Source organism: Pseudomonas sp. GW821-FHT04C07, assembly GCF_059420325.1.
This window is the reverse complement of record NZ_JBWKTM010000018.1, coordinates 64,661-84,013: the sequence shown is the minus strand read 5'-3', so window position 1 is coordinate 84,013 and position 19,353 is coordinate 64,661. Positions and strand designations below refer to the sequence as shown.

The 19,353-nt window shown below is 58.7% G+C and carries 17 protein-coding genes and 4 pseudogenes; 11 read left to right on the top strand and 10 right to left on the bottom strand.

All coding sequences use genetic code 11. The features are described 5' to 3' along the window. Positions 1-115 precede the first annotated feature (115 nt). Together zwf and gnd are read right to left on the bottom strand one after the other, a co-directional pair. On the bottom strand, positions 116-1,636 hold the full coding sequence (gene zwf, locus AC07UI_RS26570; RefSeq protein WP_494995281.1) for a glucose-6-phosphate dehydrogenase: 1,521 nt from the start codon (positions 1,634-1,636) through the stop codon (positions 116-118). After that, entirely contained in the window at positions 1,633-2,613 is a 981-nt protein-coding gene (gene gnd, locus AC07UI_RS26565; protein WP_494995280.1) for a phosphogluconate dehydrogenase (NAD(+)-dependent, decarboxylating), read from the bottom strand. The genes zwf and gnd overlap by 4 nt, the downstream gene beginning before the upstream one ends. A gap of 356 nt (positions 2,614-2,969) precedes the next feature. Here gnd and AC07UI_RS26560 point away from each other — a divergent pair, with 356 nt between their 5' ends. Further along, the gene (locus AC07UI_RS26560; RefSeq protein ID WP_494995279.1) at positions 2,970-3,191 is read left to right on the top strand and encodes a hypothetical protein; all 222 of its coding nucleotides are present in this window, start codon (positions 2,970-2,972) and stop codon (positions 3,189-3,191) included. A gap of 157 nt (positions 3,192-3,348) precedes the next feature. Here AC07UI_RS26560 and AC07UI_RS26555 read toward each other — a convergent pair whose 3' ends face one another. From AC07UI_RS26555 to AC07UI_RS26540, 4 genes are all read right to left on the bottom strand, one after another. Then, positions 3,349-3,840: a GNAT family N-acetyltransferase gene (locus tag AC07UI_RS26555; RefSeq protein WP_494995278.1), complete on the bottom strand. Its 492-nt coding sequence runs from the start codon at positions 3,838-3,840 to the stop codon at positions 3,349-3,351. A 189-nt stretch (positions 3,841-4,029) separates the two neighbouring features. Continuing rightward, positions 4,030-5,151 carry a cell division protein ZapE gene (gene zapE, locus AC07UI_RS26550; RefSeq protein ID WP_494995277.1) on the bottom strand — a complete coding sequence of 374 codons (1,122 nt, stop codon included), beginning with the start codon at positions 5,149-5,151 and terminating at the stop codon, positions 4,030-4,032. Between the two features lie 139 nt (positions 5,152-5,290). Continuing rightward, a complete protein-coding gene (locus AC07UI_RS26545; protein ID WP_494995276.1) occupies positions 5,291-5,632 on the bottom strand; it encodes a nuclear transport factor 2 family protein in 342 nt (113 codons plus the stop codon). A 54-nt stretch (positions 5,633-5,686) separates the two neighbouring features. Next, a complete protein-coding gene (locus AC07UI_RS26540) occupies positions 5,687-6,403 on the bottom strand; it encodes a helix-turn-helix transcriptional regulator (protein WP_494995275.1) in 717 nt (238 codons plus the stop codon). A gap of 261 nt (positions 6,404-6,664) precedes the next feature. Between AC07UI_RS26540 and AC07UI_RS26535 the strand changes: the two genes are divergently transcribed. The 5 genes and pseudogenes from AC07UI_RS26535 to AC07UI_RS26515 all read left to right on the top strand — a co-directional run bounded on the left by AC07UI_RS26535 (position 6,665) and on the right by AC07UI_RS26515 (position 9,504). Then, on the top strand, positions 6,665-7,048 hold the full coding sequence (locus AC07UI_RS26535) for a tautomerase family protein (RefSeq protein WP_494995274.1): 384 nt from the start codon (positions 6,665-6,667) through the stop codon (positions 7,046-7,048). A gap of 84 nt (positions 7,049-7,132) precedes the next feature. Beyond that, positions 7,133-7,378: pseudogene (locus tag AC07UI_RS26530) on the top strand (EamA family transporter); the annotation flags it as partial. Positions 7,379-7,390: 12 nt separating this feature from the next. Beyond that, positions 7,391-7,489, top strand: a pseudogene (locus tag AC07UI_RS26525) (TetR family transcriptional regulator); the annotation flags it as partial. A 213-nt stretch (positions 7,490-7,702) separates the two neighbouring features. Continuing rightward, entirely contained in the window at positions 7,703-8,245 is a 543-nt protein-coding gene (locus tag AC07UI_RS26520; protein WP_494995273.1) for a cysteine hydrolase family protein, read from the top strand. A 305-nt stretch (positions 8,246-8,550) separates the two neighbouring features. Continuing rightward, positions 8,551-9,504 (top strand): 2-hydroxyacid dehydrogenase, encoded by a 954-nt coding sequence (locus tag AC07UI_RS26515; RefSeq protein WP_494995272.1) that lies wholly within the window; start codon positions 8,551-8,553, stop codon positions 9,502-9,504. Positions 9,505-9,532: 28 nt separating this feature from the next. Here the strand turns inward: AC07UI_RS26515 and AC07UI_RS26510 are convergent. Beyond that, positions 9,533-9,733 (bottom strand): annotated as a pseudogene (locus AC07UI_RS26510) (type VI secretion system protein TssA); the annotation flags it as partial. A 144-nt stretch (positions 9,734-9,877) separates the two neighbouring features. Between AC07UI_RS26510 and AC07UI_RS26505 the strand changes: the two are divergent. Then, positions 9,878-10,471 carry a toxin-antitoxin system YwqK family antitoxin gene (locus tag AC07UI_RS26505; protein ID WP_494995271.1) on the top strand — a complete coding sequence of 198 codons (594 nt, stop codon included), beginning with the start codon at positions 9,878-9,880 and terminating at the stop codon, positions 10,469-10,471. On the opposite strand, the pseudogene AC07UI_RS26500 reads toward AC07UI_RS26505, so the two are convergent. Beyond that, positions 10,389-10,592 (bottom strand): annotated as a pseudogene (locus tag AC07UI_RS26500) (DUF4280 domain-containing protein); the annotation flags it as partial. The gene AC07UI_RS26505 and the pseudogene AC07UI_RS26500 sit on opposite strands and share 83 nt — an antisense overlap. A 231-nt stretch (positions 10,593-10,823) precedes the next feature. Here AC07UI_RS26500 and AC07UI_RS26495 point away from each other — a divergent pair. The 3 genes from AC07UI_RS26495 to AC07UI_RS26485 all read left to right on the top strand — a co-directional run bounded on the left by AC07UI_RS26495 (position 10,824) and on the right by AC07UI_RS26485 (position 14,227). Beyond that, positions 10,824-11,891, top strand: coding sequence for a phosphotransferase family protein (locus AC07UI_RS26495; RefSeq protein WP_494995270.1), 1,068 nt, complete (start codon positions 10,824-10,826; stop codon positions 11,889-11,891). Positions 11,892-11,930: 39 nt separating this feature from the next. Further along, the gene (locus AC07UI_RS26490; RefSeq protein ID WP_494995269.1) at positions 11,931-12,698 is read left to right on the top strand and encodes an SDR family oxidoreductase; all 768 of its coding nucleotides are present in this window, start codon (positions 11,931-11,933) and stop codon (positions 12,696-12,698) included. 413 nt (positions 12,699-13,111) lie between these two features. Further along, on the top strand, positions 13,112-14,227 hold the full coding sequence (locus AC07UI_RS26485) for a Gfo/Idh/MocA family protein (RefSeq protein WP_494995268.1): 1,116 nt from the start codon (positions 13,112-13,114) through the stop codon (positions 14,225-14,227). Between the two features lie 88 nt (positions 14,228-14,315). Here the strand turns inward: AC07UI_RS26485 and AC07UI_RS26480 are convergent, their stop codons facing one another. Both AC07UI_RS26480 and AC07UI_RS26475 read right to left on the bottom strand, forming a co-directional pair. Further along, positions 14,316-15,599, bottom strand: coding sequence for a Zn-dependent hydrolase (locus AC07UI_RS26480; RefSeq protein ID WP_494995267.1), 1,284 nt, complete (start codon positions 15,597-15,599; stop codon positions 14,316-14,318). Positions 15,600-15,749: 150 nt separating this feature from the next. Further along, positions 15,750-17,234, bottom strand: a complete 1,485-nt coding sequence (locus AC07UI_RS26475) for an NCS1 family nucleobase:cation symporter-1 (RefSeq protein ID WP_494995266.1) — start codon at positions 17,232-17,234, stop codon at positions 15,750-15,752. Between the two features lie 623 nt (positions 17,235-17,857). Here AC07UI_RS26475 and hydA point away from each other — a divergent pair. Continuing rightward, entirely contained in the window at positions 17,858-19,297 is a 1,440-nt protein-coding gene (gene hydA, locus AC07UI_RS26470) for a dihydropyrimidinase (protein WP_494995265.1), read from the top strand. Positions 19,298-19,353 lie beyond the last annotated feature (56 nt).

The window sequence follows — 19,353 nt, the reverse complement described above, 5'->3', positions numbered from 1 at the left end:
TCGCGTAGCAACTGCCGAAGGCTGCGTTCGGCAACTGCTACGAAGAGCCGGCTTCAGCGCGGCAGGATAGACCGCTCGAAGGCCCCTGCCGCGCCATCCTCGACATTGCTGCCGGTCACCCGAGACGGTGCCAGGCGCGTCCGTCACGGGCCAGCAATTGCTCCGCCGACGCCGGGCCGTCTTCACCTGCCGGGTAAGTCTGAATGGTGGAGTCCTCCTTCCAGGCATCAAGGAACGGTTGCACGGCGCGCCAGCCATTCTCGATATTGTCGGCACGCTGGAACAACGTCTGGTCGCCGGTCAGGCAGTCATAGATCAAGGTTTCGTAGCCGGTAGACGGCTGCATCTCGAAGAAATCCTTGTAGGCGAATCCCAGCTCGATGTTGGCCATGGCGAGCGCCGGCCCGGGGCGTTTGGCCAGCAAGTCGAACCACATGCCTTCGTTGGGCTGGATCTGGATCCTCAGATAGGTCGGTTGCAATTCATCAACTTCGGTATCGCGGAACTGCGCGTACGGCGCGGGTTTGAAGCAGATGGCGATTTCCGTGTGGCGCACGCTCATGCGTTTGCCTGTACGCAGGTAGAACGGCACGCCGACCCAGCGCCAGTTATCGATCATGACCGTGAGCGCGACGTAGGTTTCGGTGTTGCTGTCGGGTGCTACCTTAGGCTCATCGCGGTAACCGGGCAGCGGCTTGCCGCCAAGTTCGCCCGCTGCATACTGGCCGCGCACCGAGTTCGCCAGCGCCTCCTCGGTGGACCAAGGGCGAATCGCTCCGATGACTTTGGCCTTTTCCCCACGCACCGCATCGGCACCGAAAGCGGCCGGTGGTTCCATCGCGACCATTGCCAACAACTGGAACAGGTGATTGGGCACCATGTCCCGCAGCGCGCCGGTGTGTTCGTAGAAGCTGCCGCGCGTCTCGACACCCACGGCTTCCGCCGCGGTGATTTGCACATGATCGATGTAATGGTTGTTCCAGAAGGCCTCGAACAGGCTGTTGGAAAACCGGCTGACGAGGATGTTCTGAACCGTTTCCTTACCCAGGTAATGGTCAATCCGGTAGATCTGCTTCTCCGTCATGACCTTGAGCAGACAGGCGTTCAGCTCTTGCGCGGTTTGCAGGTCGGAGCCGAAAGGCTTTTCGACCACCACCCGGCGGAAGGCCTCCGGCGCTTCTTCGAGCAGGCCGGAGGATCCGAGACGACGCACCACTTCACTGAAAAAGCGCGGCGCCGTCGCCAGGTAAAACACTGCGTTACCGGTGCCACTGGCGGCGATTTTTGCCGCCAGTGCTTTGTAGGTGCTGTCGTCGAGGAAATCGCCCTGGACATAGCTGATGCCCTTGGCCAGTCTGGACCACGACGCTGGTTCAAGGACGTCGTCGCCTTTGCCGATTTTGTTGGCCGCCTCGGTACGAATGAAATCTTCGAGCTTCTTGGCAAAGTCCGCATCGCTGATCGCGTTGTGATCGACGCCCACGATACGCAGGCCATCGCTCAGCAAACCATCGCGACTGAGGTTGTACAGCGCCGGCATCAGCAGGCGCTTGACCAGATCACCATGGGCGCCGAACAGAAACAGCGTGGTCGCCGGCGCGGGTTCAGCCTTGGATTTTTTTCGGCGCGAGGTCATTTCTTGGGTGTCTCGACATGGCCGCCAAAACCGAAACGCATGGCTGACAGTAATTTGTCGCCATAGGTACTTTGCTGGCGGGAGCGGAAGCGCGCGAACAACGAGTTGGACAAGACCGGTACTGGCACCGATTGCTCCATGGCCGCCTCGATGGTCCAGCGCCCCTCGCCGCTGTCGGCCACGGCGCCAGAATAACCGTCGAGTTTCGGATCGCTGGCCAGCGCATCGGCGGTCAGGTCCAGCAGCCAGGAGGAAACCACGCTGCCACGGCGCCAGACTTCGGCGATGTCGGCCACGTTCAGATCAAAGCGCTGATCTTGCGGCAGGTTTTCCGAGGCTTTGGTTTTGAGGATGTCGAAACCTTCGGCAAACGCCTGCATCATTCCATATTCGATGCCATTGTGAATCATTTTCACGAAGTGCCCGGAGCCCGCCGGGCCGGCGTGGATGTAACCGCGTTCGGCGCGATCATCCTCGGCCACCCGATCCTTGGTCCGCGGGATGTTGCCCAGGCCCGGCGCCAGGCTGTCGAACAGCGGGTCCAGACGTTTGACCACATCGGCATCGCCGCCAATCATCATGCAGTAACCGCGCTCCAGCCCCCACACGCCGCCGGAGGTGCCGACGTCAATGTAGTGCAGGCCTTTTTCCGACAGCGTGTGAGCGCGACGGATGTCGTCCTTATAAAAGGTGTTGCCGCCGTCGATGATCACATCGCCAGCATCGAGCAATTGACTCAAGGTTTCGATGGTTTCTTCGGTCGGCCCACCGGCTGGAAGCATTACCCAGACCGCTCGCGGTTTTTCCAGGCCCGCGACCAGCGCCGGCAAGTCCGCAACACCGGTTGCGCCCTCTTCGCTCAGGGCGGTGACAAATGCGGCGTTGCGGTCGTAAACCACGGTGCAATGCCCATTGAGCATCAGTCGCCGCGCAATATTGCCGCCCATGCGGCCCAGTCCGATAATCCCCAATTGCATGTACTGATGCTCCTTACTACAAATAAATATGTTTTAAAAGTTATAGCGCAATGAGGCTAATGAAGGTTAGTCGAAAGCGTCCAGACATAGTTTCCTCTCAAGCGGAGCAATACGCTGGATCACCTGAGACATTACGAAGAAGACAGACGACAATTAGAAATAAAAAAGTTCCATTCGCAGAAAAAAAGAAATCAGAAACGGCACCGGCTGCTTCCCGCCCTCGCAACGAGGATCACAACCACTTCTTCGCCCCATGCAACTGTTAACTTGCGCTTAATAGAATGGCCACACACTGCGCCCATGACCTCATATCACGGACGAAGCAGGCACCACACATTCTTGATGGAAAACACAGCATGAAACTTTCAACTCTGATCCTCGCTGGCCTGATGGCCGTTAGTTCTGCCGCCGTGTTCGCCGAAGGGGGCGCCGAACGATCCAGACAGCATTGGGACAACTTCAATCTGAGTCAGCAAGAAGTCCATGGCAAATCCGATAACACGGCGTCTGCCGACGCGGTTAAAACCGCACCTGCCAATGACGATCAGGCAGTAAAGAAACAAAAACCCAGCGCCTGATCCCTACGCAGCAATCTATGAAACTCTGGCAATACCGCTCCTTTGGCAGAGATTAACCTTGGCGTCCTTCCGGACGCCTTTTTTATGCCTGGAACATTCGTAACGCCCGCCTTACTGGTCGGCGCAGCCACTCATGCACGCCTGGTGCCCGACGGTGTTACAAGGCTTTGGTCCAGAACAACATACGGCCATGGGCCGGGTCTAACATCCCTGCGGCGAAACCGAATTTACCGTAGGACGCCTGAGCTACCTCATTGCCCTCGAGGACTTCCAGGGTGATTTTGCAGCAGCCACGCTGGCGGGCAATGTCCTCGACCTTTTTCAGCATTTTCTGGCTCAGTCCACGCCCACGAAATTTCTTCACCACCGACACGTCATGAACGTTGACCAATGGACGGCAGGCGAACGTTGAAAACCCTTCGAAACAATTCACCAACCCGGCCGGCTCGCCACCGACGAATGCTAATACACTGAATGCATGGGGACGCTTGGCCAGTTCGCCGGGCAGATTGTGCAACACATCGGCCGATAATGACTCGCCGCCGCCCATGGGATCTTCGGCGTAGTGATTCAGGATAATGCTGATGGCTTCGGCATGCACCGGGTTGGTATAGCTGGCTTGTAGTACCAGAATTTCTGCGGATTCCATTTCCATCCTCGATCGCATAGTGATGTTCGCTCCCTCAACGCGTCTCCAGACGACGGAGAAGGTCAACGGACCTTATCGTGACCGGGCCGGTTCCGACAACACCTGCGTGAGATTGCTGTAGTCCCTGGAATTTTCCGTCGGCGTCAGCGTCAGCGTCTTACGCCGCAAATCTGCTCTTCGGTGCAGATTTCAACGCGCTCCAGAAAACCGCTGCAATTGCATCTCCCGCAAGCGACTGAGGGTGCGGCGAAATGCAAACTCCAGGTAACCCTCGGTGTACAACGATTCCATCGGCACCTGGGCCTCGATGTACAGAGGAACCTTACGGTCGTAACACTCATCGACCAACGCGATGAAGCGCCGCACGCTGTCGTCATGCACCGACAACTGCGGCAGCTCCCGATCTCCTGCATCGACCCGCTCGACCCCGTCTTCGGTGCCGCGGGCAATTCGCCCGGGACGCTTGTGAGCGCTGAGGTTCGGTACTTCGCTCAATAGAATAGCGTTGAACCTGTCGCACAACGCCATGAAGTCCATCGCTGCAAAGGGTTGCTCGCACAGGTCCGCATAAAGACTCCAGAGCACGGTTTCGCTGGACTGCACGGCAGTGAGACGACGGTAACCGACGCTGACCGGCTCACTGGAAACGGCATGCCCGGCAGCCAATCCCTTGAACACTTCGTCCATGACGTCCGGTTGGCCAGGCGTGCGGACCCAATAACGCTGAACTCCGAGGCCCGGATGCAAGCGATGGTCTTCCCTGCCATCCATTGCCACCACCTGCATATGGTTTTTGATCGCTTCAATGGCCGGCACAAACCGCTCACGATTGAAGCCATCGGCGTAGAGCTGCACCGGAGGTTGATTGGAGGTGGACACGATGACCACGCCTTCCTCGAACATCACCTGAAACAATCGCCCGAGAATGATCGCGTCGCCGATATCGTTGACGAACAACTCGTCGAAACACAGCACCCGCACCTCAGCGCTCAGCTCACGGGCCAGCGCCTTTAGCGGGTCGGCAGTACCGGTCAATTGAAACGAGCGCTGATGCACCCAGCCCATGAAATGGTGAAAGTGCTGACGTCGGGCCGGTATCCGCAAACTTTGGTAGAACTGATCCATCAACCAGGTCTTGCCTCGGCCCACCGGCCCCCAGAGGTAGACGCCGCTGATGTGCGTATGGCCCTGGTGCAGCGTTCTGTGACACTGCTCAAGCGCCTGCACCGCTTGCCATTGGGCGTCGTCCTGGACGAAGCCCTTTTGCTCGATGGCGTGTTGATAGGCGCTGAGGGGGGAATCGAAGGTCATACGGGCAAATGGGTCCGGGGGCTGAAGCCGGACAGTATGCCAGTAAACAACGATATCTCCCGTAGCAGTTGCCGCCAGGCTACGTTCGACCGCTACGCGGCCGAACACAGGCTTCGCCTGCGGCTACAGGAGCGTACAGTTACAACGAAATATCCAGCCGAGCGATCTTGCCTTGCTCGTCGAGCCGGAACACATAGCGCAGCTCCAGCGGGCTTCCGGGAAAGGTGCCGCGGATCTGGTTTTTGACCAGCACCTTGCCGGTGCGTTGTTGCACATCAAGGACTTCAACCCGCGGTTGGTAACGTCGGGCGGCGTCCTCCATCCATTGGGCAATGGCAATGGTGCCGACCCGATGCTCGCCCTCATCGAAAACGTTGGCATCCTCGGCGAAGAAACTGGCGACCGCCGAGCTGTCACGGGCATTGGTGGCAGCAATGTAAGCGGCGATGGCGGGCGCGAGTGAAGAGGCTGGATTCGACATGTTGATACGGCTCCTTGTTTGTTGATTCTGGAGCCATGCTAAGACAGCCATGTGTCAATTCTTGTCAGGAGTGAAGCGCCCCGCCTCATCCAGTTGCATCAACTTGCGCCAGGCCCGCAACAGATCACTGCGACGCCCCGGATAGCGCTCACCCTGCTCGCTGGCGGCGGCGATCCGGTCGGCGCGAAAAGTCCGATAGGCCTCACGCAACTCGCACCAGGCGACAATCACCCGCACCTCATTGAAAAAGCCTAACGCCAACGGCCATATCAGCCGCTGGCTGGGGACTTTATTCACGTCTGCGTAATCGATGTGCAGCTTTGCCTGGCCGCGAATGGCCTGGCGAAAGACATTCAACTCCACGGCATTCTGCGGATACCCATAACCGGGCGGTCCGGGCAACACCGTCGGATTGCGCAAGGCATCCTGCGCCGCCGGTGCCAATACCGCCGCGATCTTCGCCAGGGCATCGGCCGCCGCTTTACTCAACACTTCATCGCCGCGCTGATCGACATAACGCAAACCCAACACAATGGCTTCAGTTTCGTCGGCGTTGAGCATCAACGGTGGCAGAAACAGACCGCTGCGCAGTACGTAGCCAATGCCCGCCTCGCCAAAGATCGGCGCCCCAAGGGCGGTCAATTCGGCAATGTCGCGGTAAATCGTGCGCTCGGAAATCTCCAGCTCGCTGGCCAGCGCCGCTGCCGTCACCGGGCGGCTCTTGCCGCGCAGTACTTGCAGCAACGTCAATAAACGGGTGGTACGCGACACGCTGATCACGCTCCTGTTCGAAAGGTTCGTGAAGATTAGCAGAGCATCCTGTCAGAAATTGTCAGCAGAGAAATAGGCGGTGAACCGCCACTCGCAGGTGTGCCCGGAAAAATGCCTCGCGGGCATGCCTGCGATGACGATCTGACAAGCAATGGATATTTCTGCAGAAGAAAATAGATTCCAATAGAAATTTATTTTATAGGGGTTGCCCAAGATGTATTTTTGATCCATTCAACAGCCACTCGCCTCTGGAGTCATCCCATGCCTTTAGTTCGTGTCGACATCAAAAAGCATCAGGATCCCACCTACGTAAAACGGGTCGGCAAGTTGATCTACAACGCCATGCACACCGCTATCGGCGTCCCCGATCACGACAACTTCCAAATCCTCGCCGAGCACGATGAACAGCACTTCATCTACGACCCGGTTTACCTGGGCATCAACCGCACCGACAACCTGGTGATCATCCAGATCACCCTGAACGAAGGTCGCAGCACCGAGCAGAAGAAACTGCTCTACAAGACCATCGCCGAGAGCCTCAACACTGAACTGGCCGTGCGCCTGGAAGATGTGTTCATCAACCTGGTGGAGGTCAAGAAAGAGAATTGGTCGTTCGGCAATGGGGTTGCTCAGTACGCCGATTGATTGAACTGGACGCTGATCGTTTGCCGCAGCATTCTCTGCAAACACACCGCTTGATCGCGGCTTACGCCCCGATCCCGGGGAGCTATCCATGAAAAAGGCGCTTATTTCGCCTTCGCCTTGTCGGGCCTGATCTGGAGCACCAACTTCATCTTCATGAAATGGGCGGCGGCCTGGATTTCGCCGACACAGATCGTTTTTTTGCGGGTGCTGTTCGGCTTTGTGCCAATTCTGATTTTCGCCCTCAGTCGGCGCGCACCGAGCTGCTCGCATCTACGTCACGGACACCACTTTATGGTCATGGCCTTACAGGCGACGGTGATCTACTACGCCTTTGCCAAGGGTGCTGCCGGACTGACCCATGGTGGTTTCTACCGTCACTTCGATTCCAGGGAAGCCCTGGCGCAGGAGGCATGTGGTCGTGCATTCGAGCAATCGGCGCAGCACTGACGGTGCCGTTGACAAGCTTCGATGGCCAACAGCATGATCGGCCTATGAACATTCTCGCGCTTGATCTCACCCGCACCACCACGACCGCCTCCGGCGGGTCGTGAGGTCGTTACGTGGATTGAACATCGCGCAGTGAACCCAAGGCCCGGCCAGCAATGGACAGGGGCTTTTGTTTCTCCGTCCACCTGGCACACAAGGAGAAACACCATGCCGTCACTCAGCACCAGGCACCCCGCTCTATTGATCATCGATATGCAGGTCGGGCTATTCAATGGACCGCACAAACCCCATGACGCAGAGCGCGTTCTGGCCAACATCAATCAACTGATCGCCAAGGCTCGTCAGACCGGCGCGTCAATTTTTGCGGTGAGGCATACCGGCCCGCAAGGTTCGCCCATCGCCTCCGGGAGCCCACTGTGGCAACTGCTGCCCACCCTTGAACTTGATGCGAGTGTTGACACACTGTTCGATAAAACCACACCCAGCTGCTTTTTCGGTAACCGTCTGGCTGATCAGCTGACAGCGGGCGGGATCAATGAATTGGTCATCGTCGGCATGAAAACCCAGTACTGCATCGACACCACTTGCCGTGTTGCCGTCGAACTGGGATTTCAACCAATACTGGTAGCGGACGCCCATACCTGCATGGACACGCCAGCGCTGCCGGCCAAAGCGATCATCGAACACCATAATGCGACGCTTGGCGGGGCTTTCGTGAAGCTGCTGAACACGGCAGATGTTCAATTTTGACGGGATAGGTACCCGCCGCCAAAAGATTGTCCGAACGCGACGTGATGAAACACTGTTGCTACGCCGACCGAGGTGAGTACCGATCCCCTGTAGGAGCTGGCGCAGCCTGCGATCTTTTGATCTTGCTCGGGACAGCTGTTTCGATAAGCTGCGATCTTTGGACCCAAGCCGCGCCGCGCCAGCTACCCTTGTCAAACAATTCCCGAGCCAGCAATCCCGGGTCTTTTCAGAGATGTCCCGGGGATGGGCAAAACACTATTTTCAGCGTCGGCAAATCCACCTTTTGAAGTCATCAGGAGCGCAGCATGCCCATCACCGTTCTGGTACTGGTTGAAACCATTAACGACTATTTGCCGATTCTTGAAAGCCAGGGGTTTCACCTGATTCTTGCACCAACACCCGCCGAGCGAGCCCACGCCATTCAGACCCACGCCAGACAGATCCGGGCGGTACTGACGCGCGGTCCGCTTGGGTTTTACGCCGAAGAAATCGCTGCTCTGCCGCTGCTTGAAATCATCTGCGTAATCGGCGCGGGCTATGAACATGTCGACCTGCAGGCCGCCAGCAATCGGGGCATTACCGTGACCAACGGCGCGGGGGTCAACGCTTCGTCGGTGGCCGATCACGCGATGGCGCTCTTGCTGTCTCTGGTACGTGGCATCCCTCAAGCCGATGCGGCGGTCCGGCGCGGCGAATGGCCGAAGATCATGCGGCCTTCACTGGCTGGCAAGCGCCTGGGCATTCTCGGCCTGGGCGCGGTGGGTCTGGCCATCGCCAAACGCGCCGCCAAGGGCTTCGATATGTCGGTGAATTACCACAGCCGCCAACAGCGCGACGACGTCCCTTATAACTACTGTGATTCGGCGACCGAACTGGCACGTGCTTCTGACTTCCTGATCATTGCCACTCCCGGCGGCGCCAGCACTCGCCACCTGATCGATAAAAAAGCCATTGATGCCCTCGGGCCGAAGGGTTTCATCGTCAATATCGCCCGGGGTAGCGTGATCGTCACTGACGAGCTGATCAGTGCCCTGGAACATCGGCGCATCGCCGGCGCGGCGCTGGATGTCTTTGATGACGAACCGCAAGTGCCGGACGCCCTCAAGATCCTGAACAACGTGGTACTGACACCCCATGTCGCCGGGCTATCGCCGGAGGCGACGCAGGCGACCGTGCATTTGGTGGCCGAAAACCTGCTGGCGTTTTTCTCCGGCAAAGCGGTGCTTACCCCGATCCCGCTGCCTCCCCCGCGCGACTAAAAAAGAACGGAGCTCTTTGCGGGTCCATCTACAGAACTCCCAGCAGTGTCCAGAGGCGACGGGACTCCGCATCGGCGGATATCAGCTCGCCAAGCAATTCGCTCAGCGGCTTGTTGCCCCACTCCACCCCTCGCCGGATCAGATAGGGCACCGGACTATGAGGCTCGGTCCGTGCCAGGTATTCGGCGATCAGCAACAACTGACGATAGGCTTCTTCCCGGTTCGCAGGCTCGCTGAACACCCTTGGCACATCGGCCTGGGGAGGCCGATCAGAATCCGCTACTGCCGGGGTAGGTTCACGTTGCGATTGAGCGGGCTGTTTCGGGTGCATGGCAATGAACTCCTTGATGAGTACCAGCATTGAGCAAATGCCATGAGCGAATCCACCAGGCTTGAGCTGATCCGCGGTGACAGTCACCTCACCGGCCGCCTGCTCGACAGCGAGCTGGAAGGCCCGTTGCGCATTGAGGAAGCCGGTCGCCAGCAAGCCGACCTCAGTTACAGCCAGGGGCAATTGCAGGGGGCGAGCACTCTCTATCACCCCAACGGCAAGGTCAGCGCGCTATTGCCCTATGTCAGCGGCAAGCTGCACGGCATGGCAACCTTTCATGCACCTGAGGACTGGTTGCAACGCAAGGCCACCTATCGCAAGGGGCTGCTGCATGGCGAAGCGAGTAATTACTTTCCCGATGGGCAACTGGCTGAACTGGAGCATTACCGCGACGGCGTCCGCGATGGGTCGTATCAGCGCTTCCATCCCAACGGAAAGAAGGCCCTTGACGCCCGTTACCTGAACGGTCAGTTGCTCGATCCCGGACAGCCTTTCGCCAGCGATGGACGCCCGCTGGACCCTGAGGGCAAGCCCATGTCGCGGTTACGTTGGTGGTGGCCGCGGCGACCATCGGGTTGGCCGGACTCTGGCACATGCCGAAGGTGGGAATGCTCACCAGCGGAATGTGGTCCATGATATTCGCCGCCGGCAGCCCGCCGGTGAGCGTGCGATTGACCGGCAGCACATTGAGCACCGTCGGGGCCACACCGAAACTGCATTGCAAGGTAGCGGTAGCACACACCTGCGGACATCCCACCTGACACCTCCTGTGCGGATGGAGAACTCATGGCAACTGACCCTCGCCAATGATCAACCATAGCTCGCAGGTGCCCGGCCTGCACGGCTGAACGCCAATCAGCCCATCAAGAACGCTGATTATCCGGCAACACGCTAACCTATAAGACCTTGCGGCACTTGTGAGCACACCACTGCGCGAATTAGATTAGCCAATAATGTCGGGCCTCCAAAATAAGCAGAAGGGATAAGCATGGCGCTTACTGACCAGTCCACCCGTATCCGCTCCGGCGAAGAACTCGATGTCAGTCGCATCGATCCGTACCTCAAGGCGCATATTCCTGGCCTGAGCGGGACGCCGCAGATCAGCCAGTTTCCGGGCGGCGCGTCGAATCTGACCTACCTGCTGGAATACCCTGAGCAGGAATTCGTCCTGCGCCGGCCGCCGTTCGGCCACAAGGCCAAGTCGGCCCATGACATGGGCCGTGAATACCGCATTCTCAATCAGCTCAAAGACGGCTTCCCGTATTGCCCGAAAGCCTACGTGCACTGCACCGACGAGTCGGTGATCGGGGCCGAGTTCTACGTGATGGAGCGGGTCAACGGCATAATCCTGCGTTCTGACCTGCCAGCTGAACTGGGCCTTGATGCGCAGAAAACCGAAGCGCTGTGCAAGAGCTTCATCGACAAGTTCGTCGAACTGCACCGGGTCGACTACAAGGCTTGCGGGCTGGCCGATCTGGGCAAGCCCGAAGGTTATGTCCAGCGGCAGATTCGCGGCTGGAGCGATCGCTACGACAAGGCGCTGACCCCCGACGCACCGAGCTGGGAAACCGTCAAAGCCTGGCTCAACGACAAGATGCCCGCCGATCACCCGACCTCGAGCATCGTGCACAACGACTATCGCTTCGACAACGTGATCCTCGACCCGCACAACCCGATGCAGATCATCGGCGTGCTGGACTGGGAACTGACCACCCTCGGCGATCCGCTGATGGACCTGGGCAACACCCTCGCCTACTGGATCGAAGCCGGCGACCCGGCACCCGTGCAACTGATGCGCCGCCAGCCGAGCCATGCGCCCGGCATGTTGACCCGCCGCCAGTTCGTCGATTACTACGCCGAACGCGCGGGGCTGCAGATTGACAACTTCGACTTCTACTACACCTATGGGCTGTTCCGCCTGGCGGGTATCGTGCAGCAGATCTACTACCGCTTCTTCCATGGCCAGACCCAGGACAAACGCTTCGCGCAGTTCATTCACATGAACAAACTGCTGGAGCAGATGAGCCTGCAAGTCATCCACACATCCAGCCTCTGACTACGCGCCTCGCACCTGGCATACAACAAGGAGAAAACCATGTCCAAGACTCAGCTGTTCGACCTTGACGGCAAGATCGCTTTCGTTTCCGGCGCCAGCCGCGGTATCGGTGAAGCCATTGCCAAACTATTGGCCCAGCAAGGCGCCCACGTAATCGTCTCGAGCCGCAAACTCGACGGTTGCCAGCATGTTGCCGACGCCATTATCGCCGACGGTGGCAAGGCCACAGCCGTCGCCTGCCATATCGGTGAAATGGAACAGATCACTCAGGTCTTCGCCGGGATTCGCGAGCAGTTCGGGCGTCTGGATATTCTGGTCAACAACGCGGCGACCAACCCGCAGTTCTGCAACGTGCTGGATACTGACCTCGGCGCATTCCAGAAAACCGTCGACGTGAACATTCGCGGCTACTTCTTCATGTCGGTGGAAGCCGGCAAGCTGATGCGCGAGACCGGTGGCGGCAGCATCATCAACGTCGCGTCGATCAATGGCATCTCGCCGGGGATCTTCCAGGGCATCTACTCGGTGACCAAGGCTGCGGTGATCAACATGACCAAGGTCTTTGCCAAGGAGTGCGCACAGTTCGGCATTCGCTGCAATGCGTTGCTGCCGGGGCTGACTGATACCAGGTTTGCTTCGGCGCTGGTGAATAATGACGCGATTCTCAACGTCGCTCTGCAGCAGATCCCGCTCAAGCGTGTGGCGGATCCGAGTGAGATGGCCGGTGCAGTGTTGTATCTGGCAAGTGACGCGTCGAGTTACACCACTGGGGTTTCGTTGAATGTGGATGGTGGATTTTTGTCCTGATTACAGCGGGTTTTGGGTGAACAAGAGGCAGCCTTCGGGCTGCCTTTTGTTTTTCCGGCGATTGTAATTCCACCTTTGGCTTCGACGGTGCAACACAATCCCGGTTTCGCGCCCATCATCGATCTCACTGTGATGCACGATCCTTGTAGGAGCCGAGCTTGCTCGCGATGGCCTGACAGCCGGCCAGTCTCTCGCTGGTGTACATATCCATTTCTTGCGGTAACGACGGGAATGGATATTCACTCAGTCGATATCAAGGGTGAATGTGCCGCCGCCATCGCGAGCAAGCTCGGCTCCTACAGGGAATGGTGATCACAACCAAAGAATGAATATTTATTCCGAATATTGAATTTTGAGAATATTTATTCTATTAATGTGCACCCTGAAAACAAAAATCCAAAAGGACCCCAACAATGCGCGAACTTGGAATCGGCTTGATCGGCACAGGCTTCATGGGCCGCGCCCACGCCCTGGCCTTTCGCAACGTCAGTGCAGTCTTCGAACTCCCCATACACCTGCATCTGGCCGCACTGGCCGACGCCGACACCCAGCGTGCCGAACACTGCGCCAACGCCTGGGGCTTCGAAAAAGCCCATGGCGACTGGCAACAATTGATCGACGACCCAAAGGTCAACGTCGTAGCAATCACCACGCCCAATCACCTGCACTACCCCATGGCCATGGCCGCCCTGGCCGCAGGCAAACCCGTGTACTGCGAAAAACCACTGGCCGTCAGCCTCGAACAGGCCGATCAGATGCGCCGCGCCGCCAAAGCCGCCGGCGTGGTGACGCGGGTCGGTTACAACTACCAGCACAACCCGATCATTGGCCTGGCCCGTGAGTTGATTCAGAGCGGCGAGCTCGGAGAGATCATCAGTTTTCAGGGCGAGTTCAGCGAAGACTTCATGGCCGACCCGCAATCACCATGGTCCTGGCGCTGCGAAGCACAGCATGCCGGTGGTGCCCTGGCGGATCTGGGCAGTCATTTGCTGGCGATGGCCCGGTACCTGGTCGGTGATGTGGAAGCAGTATGTGCCGACAGCCAAACCGTGCACCGGCAACGCCCTGCCACCACCGGCAGCCATGAACAACGCACCATCGCCGTCGATGATCAGGCCCATGCCTTGCTGCGGTTTACCAACGGTGCACGTGGCACCTTCAGCAGCAGTTGGCTCAAGCATGGTTACAAAAACCACCTGAGCTTCGAGATCAGCGGCACACGCGGCACTCTGGCGTTCGATCAGGAGCGCTTGAATGAACTGCGCTTGTGCCGTGCGGGTCAGGAAGGCTTTCAGCGTTTACTGGCCGGCCCTTCCCTGCCCGGTTATGCCGCCTTCAGTCCGGCACCGGGTCATCAGTTGGGCTACAACGAGTTGAAGACGCTGGAGGTGCACGGGTTGATTATGGCACTGGCCGGGCAAGGCTCGGACGGTACCGACTTTGAAGAAGCCTGGGAGGTGGAACGCCTGGCGACGGCCATTCGGCTGGCCGCGCTGGAGCAACGTTGGGTCAGGGTGGATGAGGTGTAACTGCGCGTTCTGGCGCGGTGGGTTTCGAAGCAAACCACGGCTTCGAAGCCCACCCACCAATCGCTTCAGGTCTTGGTAATGACGCCTGTCAAGCCGCCAACTTTCTGCTGGCAATCGCCGCCGACGCCGCCAACATTGCCCGCAACAGCACCGCACAACCAGCCGCCAGATCGTCCGGCGCGGCGTTTTCGATTTCGTTGTGGCTGATCCCGCCTTCGCACGGCACGAAGATCATCCCGGCCGGGCCCAGTTCAGCGAGGAAAATCGCGTCATGCCCGGCGCCGCTGACGATGTCCATGTGCGACAGGCCCAAGCCCTGGGCGGCACTGCGCACGGCATCGACGCAGCCTTTGTCGAAATACAGCGGCGGGAAATCGGCGGTCGGCGTCAGCTCGAAGCTCAGGCCGTGCTCCTGGCAAGTGGTGTCGATCACCTGCCTGACCTCAGCAATCATCGAATCCAGCCGCGCGGGTTCCAGGTGACGGAAGTCCAGGGTCATGCGCACTTCACCGGGGATCACGTTGCGCGAGCCGGGGTAGGCTTGCAGACAACCCACGGTACCGCAGGCGTGAGGCTGATGACTCAGTGCGGCACGATTGACCGCCGCGACCACCGCCGCCGCGCCGACCAGTGCGTCCTTGCGCAGGTGCATCGGGGTCGGACCGGCATGGGCTTCAACGCCCTTGAGTTTGAGATCGAACCACTTTTGCCCCAGCGCGCCCATCACCACGCCGATGGTCTTGCGCTCATCCTCAAGGATCGGCCCTTGTTCGATGTGCGCTTCAAAATAGGCGCCCACAGCATGGCCACTGACCTTGCGACTGCCGGCGTAACCAATGGCGTTCAGCGCTTCGCCGACCGTCACGCCTTGGGCATCGGTCTTGGCCAGGATTTGCTCCAGGGTGAATTTCTCGGCGAACACTCCAGAGCCCATCATGCACGGAGCAAACCGTGAACCTTCTTCATTGGTCCAGACCACCACTTCCAGCGGTGCCTCGGTTTCGATGCCCAGATCATTGAGCGTGCGCAGCACTTCCACACCGGCCAACACGCCGAAGCAGCCGTCGAATTTGCCACCCGTGGGCTGAGTATCGATATGGCTGCCGGTCATCACCGGCGGCAGCGTTGGATCGAGCCCGGCACGACGGGCGAAGATGTTGCCGACAGCGTCGATGCTCACGGTGCAGCCAGCCTCCTCGCACCATTGCACGAAGATGTCACGGGCCTGGCGGTCGAGGTCGGTCAGGGCCAGGCGACAGACGCCGCCCTTGACCGTGGCGCCGAGTCTGGCCAGTTCCATTAACGACTGCCACAGACGGTCGCGGTTGATGTGCTGATGGGTGGACTGCAGAACGTCAAGGGCAGCGTTCATGATGATCTCCTCAGACAGTTGTTATGGGTTTCTTCAGGTATTTCTTTGGTGTATTCGAGGCCGCCATCGCGAGCAAGCTCGCTCCCACACTGGATCTCCAATGTTCACAGAACCCTGTGGGAGCGAGCTTGCTCGCGATGAGGCCATCCGTCACGCCGCAGATTTCGCCACAGTCGGGCTCCGCTGCATCGAGCACAGCCCGTAATACAACAACCCACCCAGCGCCGAGCCGGTGAACCAGCCGTAGCTGTAAAACCAGCTGAATGCGTTGCTGCCCAACGACAGCAAGGTCAGCGCCACCGGGATGCCGAACGCGATAAAGCCGTTCCAGTTCCACGCCGGATACACGTCATCGCGGTACAGCCCCGCCAGGTCGAGCTGCTGTTTCTTGATCAGGAAATAGTCCACCACCATGATCCCGGCGATAGGCCCGAGCAGGCTGGAGTAGCCCAGTAACCAGTTGGAATACACTGTTTCCAGGCTGATATCTGAGACCAGCAAGCCGAGTTTTTTCAGCAGCTCGTGAGCCATCAACGCCAGCCCCACCAACCCGGTCAACATCACCGCTGTGGTCCGATTGATCAGCTTGGGCGCGATGTTCTGGAAGTCGTTGGTCGGCGAAACAATGTTCGCCGCAGTGTTGGTGGACAAGGTCGCAATGATGATCAGCGCCATGGCCAGCGCCACCCAGACGGGGCTTTGAATATGACCGATCAGGGTCACCGGATCGGAGACCGTCACCCCTACCAACTTCGCGGAGGCCGCGGTCATCACCACACCCAGCGCGGCGAACAGGAACATGGTCAGCGGTAAACCGAAAATCTGTCCAAGGATCTGGTCTTTCTGACTTTTCGCGTAGCGGCTGAAGTCCGGAATGTTCAGCGACAGTGTCGCCCAGAACCCGACCATGGCGGTCAGCCCGGCGCAGAAGTAGCTGGTCACGCTGGCGCCTTCCGGGCGTTTCGGCGGGATCGCCATCAATTCGGTCAGTGAGACATTCGGCAAGGCCCAGACCAGCAACCCGATGCCCACCAGTACCAGCAGCGGTGCAGACAACGTTTCCAGCCACTTGATCGATTCCGCCCCGCGCAACACCACCCACAGGTTGAGTGCCCAGAACATCATGAAACCGATCACCTCGCCGGTGCCGCCCAGGGACTTCCAGCCCTCGAAAATCGACCCGAGAAACAAGTGAATGGCCAGGCCACCGAACATCGTCTGGATGCCAAACCAGCCGCAGGCCACCAAGGCCCGAATCAAACACGGCACATTGGAGCCAATCACACCGAATGAGGAGCGCAGCAGTACCGGAAACGGGATGCCGTACTTGGTTCCAGCGAAGGCATTAAGGGTCAAGGGGATCAATACGATGAGATTGGCAAACAGAATCGCCAGTAACGCCTCACCGACCGACAGCCCGAAGTATGCGGTAAGCACCCCGCCGAGCGTGTAGGTCGGCACGCAGACCGACATACCGATCCAGAGCGCCGTGATGTGCCATTTGTTCCAGGTGCGCTCATGCACTTTGGTCGGCGCAATGTCGTGGTTGTAACGAGGACTGTCGAGTACGTCGCTTCCGGCATCCAGCTCGTACAAGCCTTGGCGTTCGGTCACCTGTGATCTGATCTGTTGCATGGCCGCTCCACTGTTCTTTTGATTATTTTGCTCATCGGGTTGGCTGGCGGGTTAAACCGCAAACCGGGCGATGGCCGGAGTACTTACGACTTCTGCGGACCGGCCAGCGTGTCAGCGGCGGCACTCAATAAACGTGCCGGGTATCCCACTGGCTCACTTGCCACTCCGTAAAATCCATGTAAACAACTGATGTTCATCAGTTTTATTTAATGACTCATTGAGCCCTTGGCTACTTGCCCATTCACTCAGGCTGAATGTCAGGCAAGTTGTCCGAACAGTCAGGACTCAATCTGGTGCATCACTATTTTTTAAAATGATTTCGCCCGCTGACAGGCATAGCTCAAACGGCTGATTTCACATAGGAAATCTTGACCATATTTGGATCCTGTCAAGTGCGTCAAAATGGTGAGCGACCTCACCATTTTGGTGATTTTTATAATTATTCGTTTATTTTCAATGAGTTAAACACGTTATAAGCTTATAAAAAATATTCTTGCTCATTCAAAGAACACCAGCTAGCGTTTATTCCTGACAGCACTGACAGGAATATAACTTCCTCCAGCTTGCCGTAACGACAACACCTAGAACTGGCATTAGCCGGTCAAGCCTGTGAGGAACTCGGAATGTCTCTGTTGATCCGTGGCGCCACCGTTGTTACCCATGATGAAAGTTACCGCGCTGACGTGCTTTGCGCTGACGGTTTGATCCAGGCAATCGGCAATAATCTGGATATCCCCACCGACTGCGAAGTGCTCGATGGCAGCGGTCAATACTTGATGCCCGGCGGCATCGATCCCCACACCCACATGCAACTCCCCTTCATGGGCACCGTCGCCAGCGAAGACTTTTTCAGCGGCACGGCAGCCGGACTTGCCGGTGGCACCACCTCGATCATCGACTTCGTGATTCCCAATCCGCAGCAATCGTTGCTGGAGGCTTTTCATCAGTGGCGCGGCTGGGCCGAGAAGTCCGCCGCAGACTACGGTTTTCACGTCGCCATCACCTGGTGGAGCGAGCAGGTTCGCGAGGAAATGGCCGAGCTGGTCAGTCACCATGGCGTGAACAGTTTCAAGCACTTCATGGCTTACAAGAACGCGATCATGGCCGCCGACGATACGCTGGTGGCCAGCTTCGAACGCTGTCTGGAGTTGGGCGCGGTGCCGACGGTGCACGCGGAAAATGGCGAACTGGTCTATCACCTGCAACGCAAACTGATGGCCCAAGGCATCACCGGCCCCGAGGCGCATCCGTTGTCGCGGCCATCCCAGGTTGAAGGCGAAGCGGCCAGCCGCGCAATCCGGATAGCCGAAACCCTAGGTACGCCGCTGTATCTGGTCCACGTCTCGACCCGTGAGGCACTGGATGAAATCACCTATGCGCGCAGCAAGGGGCAGCCGGTCTACGGTGAAGTCCTGGCCGGACACCTGCTGCTGGACGACAGCGTCTACCAGCACCCGGATTGGCAAACAGCCGCCGGTTATGTGATGAGCCCGCCCTTCCGCCCTCGCGGCCATCAAGACGCGCTTTGGCACGGCCTGCAATCGGGCAACCTGCACACCACCGCCACTGACCATTGCTGCTTCTGCGCCGAACAGAAAGCCGCCGGCCGTGATGACTTCAGCAAAATCCCCAACGGCACTGCCGGTATCGAAGACCGCATGGCCGTGCTCTGGGATGAAGGGGTGAACACCGGACGGCTGTCGATGCAGGAATTCGTCGGCCTGACCTCAACCAACACCGCGAAGATCTTCAACCTCTACCCACGCAAAGGCGCGATTCGCGTCGGTGCCGATGCCGATCTGGTGCTCTGGGACCCGGAAGGCACCCGCACCATTTCGGCCAAGACCCATCACCAGCAGGTCGACTTCAATATCTTCGAAGGCAAGACCGTGCGCGGCGTACCCAGCCATACCATCAGCCAGGGTCGGCTGGTCTGGGTCGACGGCGACCTGCGGGCCGAGCGCGGTGCCGGGCGTTACATCGAACGCCCGGCCTATCCGGCGGTGTTCGATCTGCTGAACAAACGCGCCGAGTTGCAGCGACCGGTTCCCGTAAAGCGCTGAATCCGGGCCTTTGATGATCGTTCCCACGCTCTGCGTGGTAACGCCTCTGGGGACGC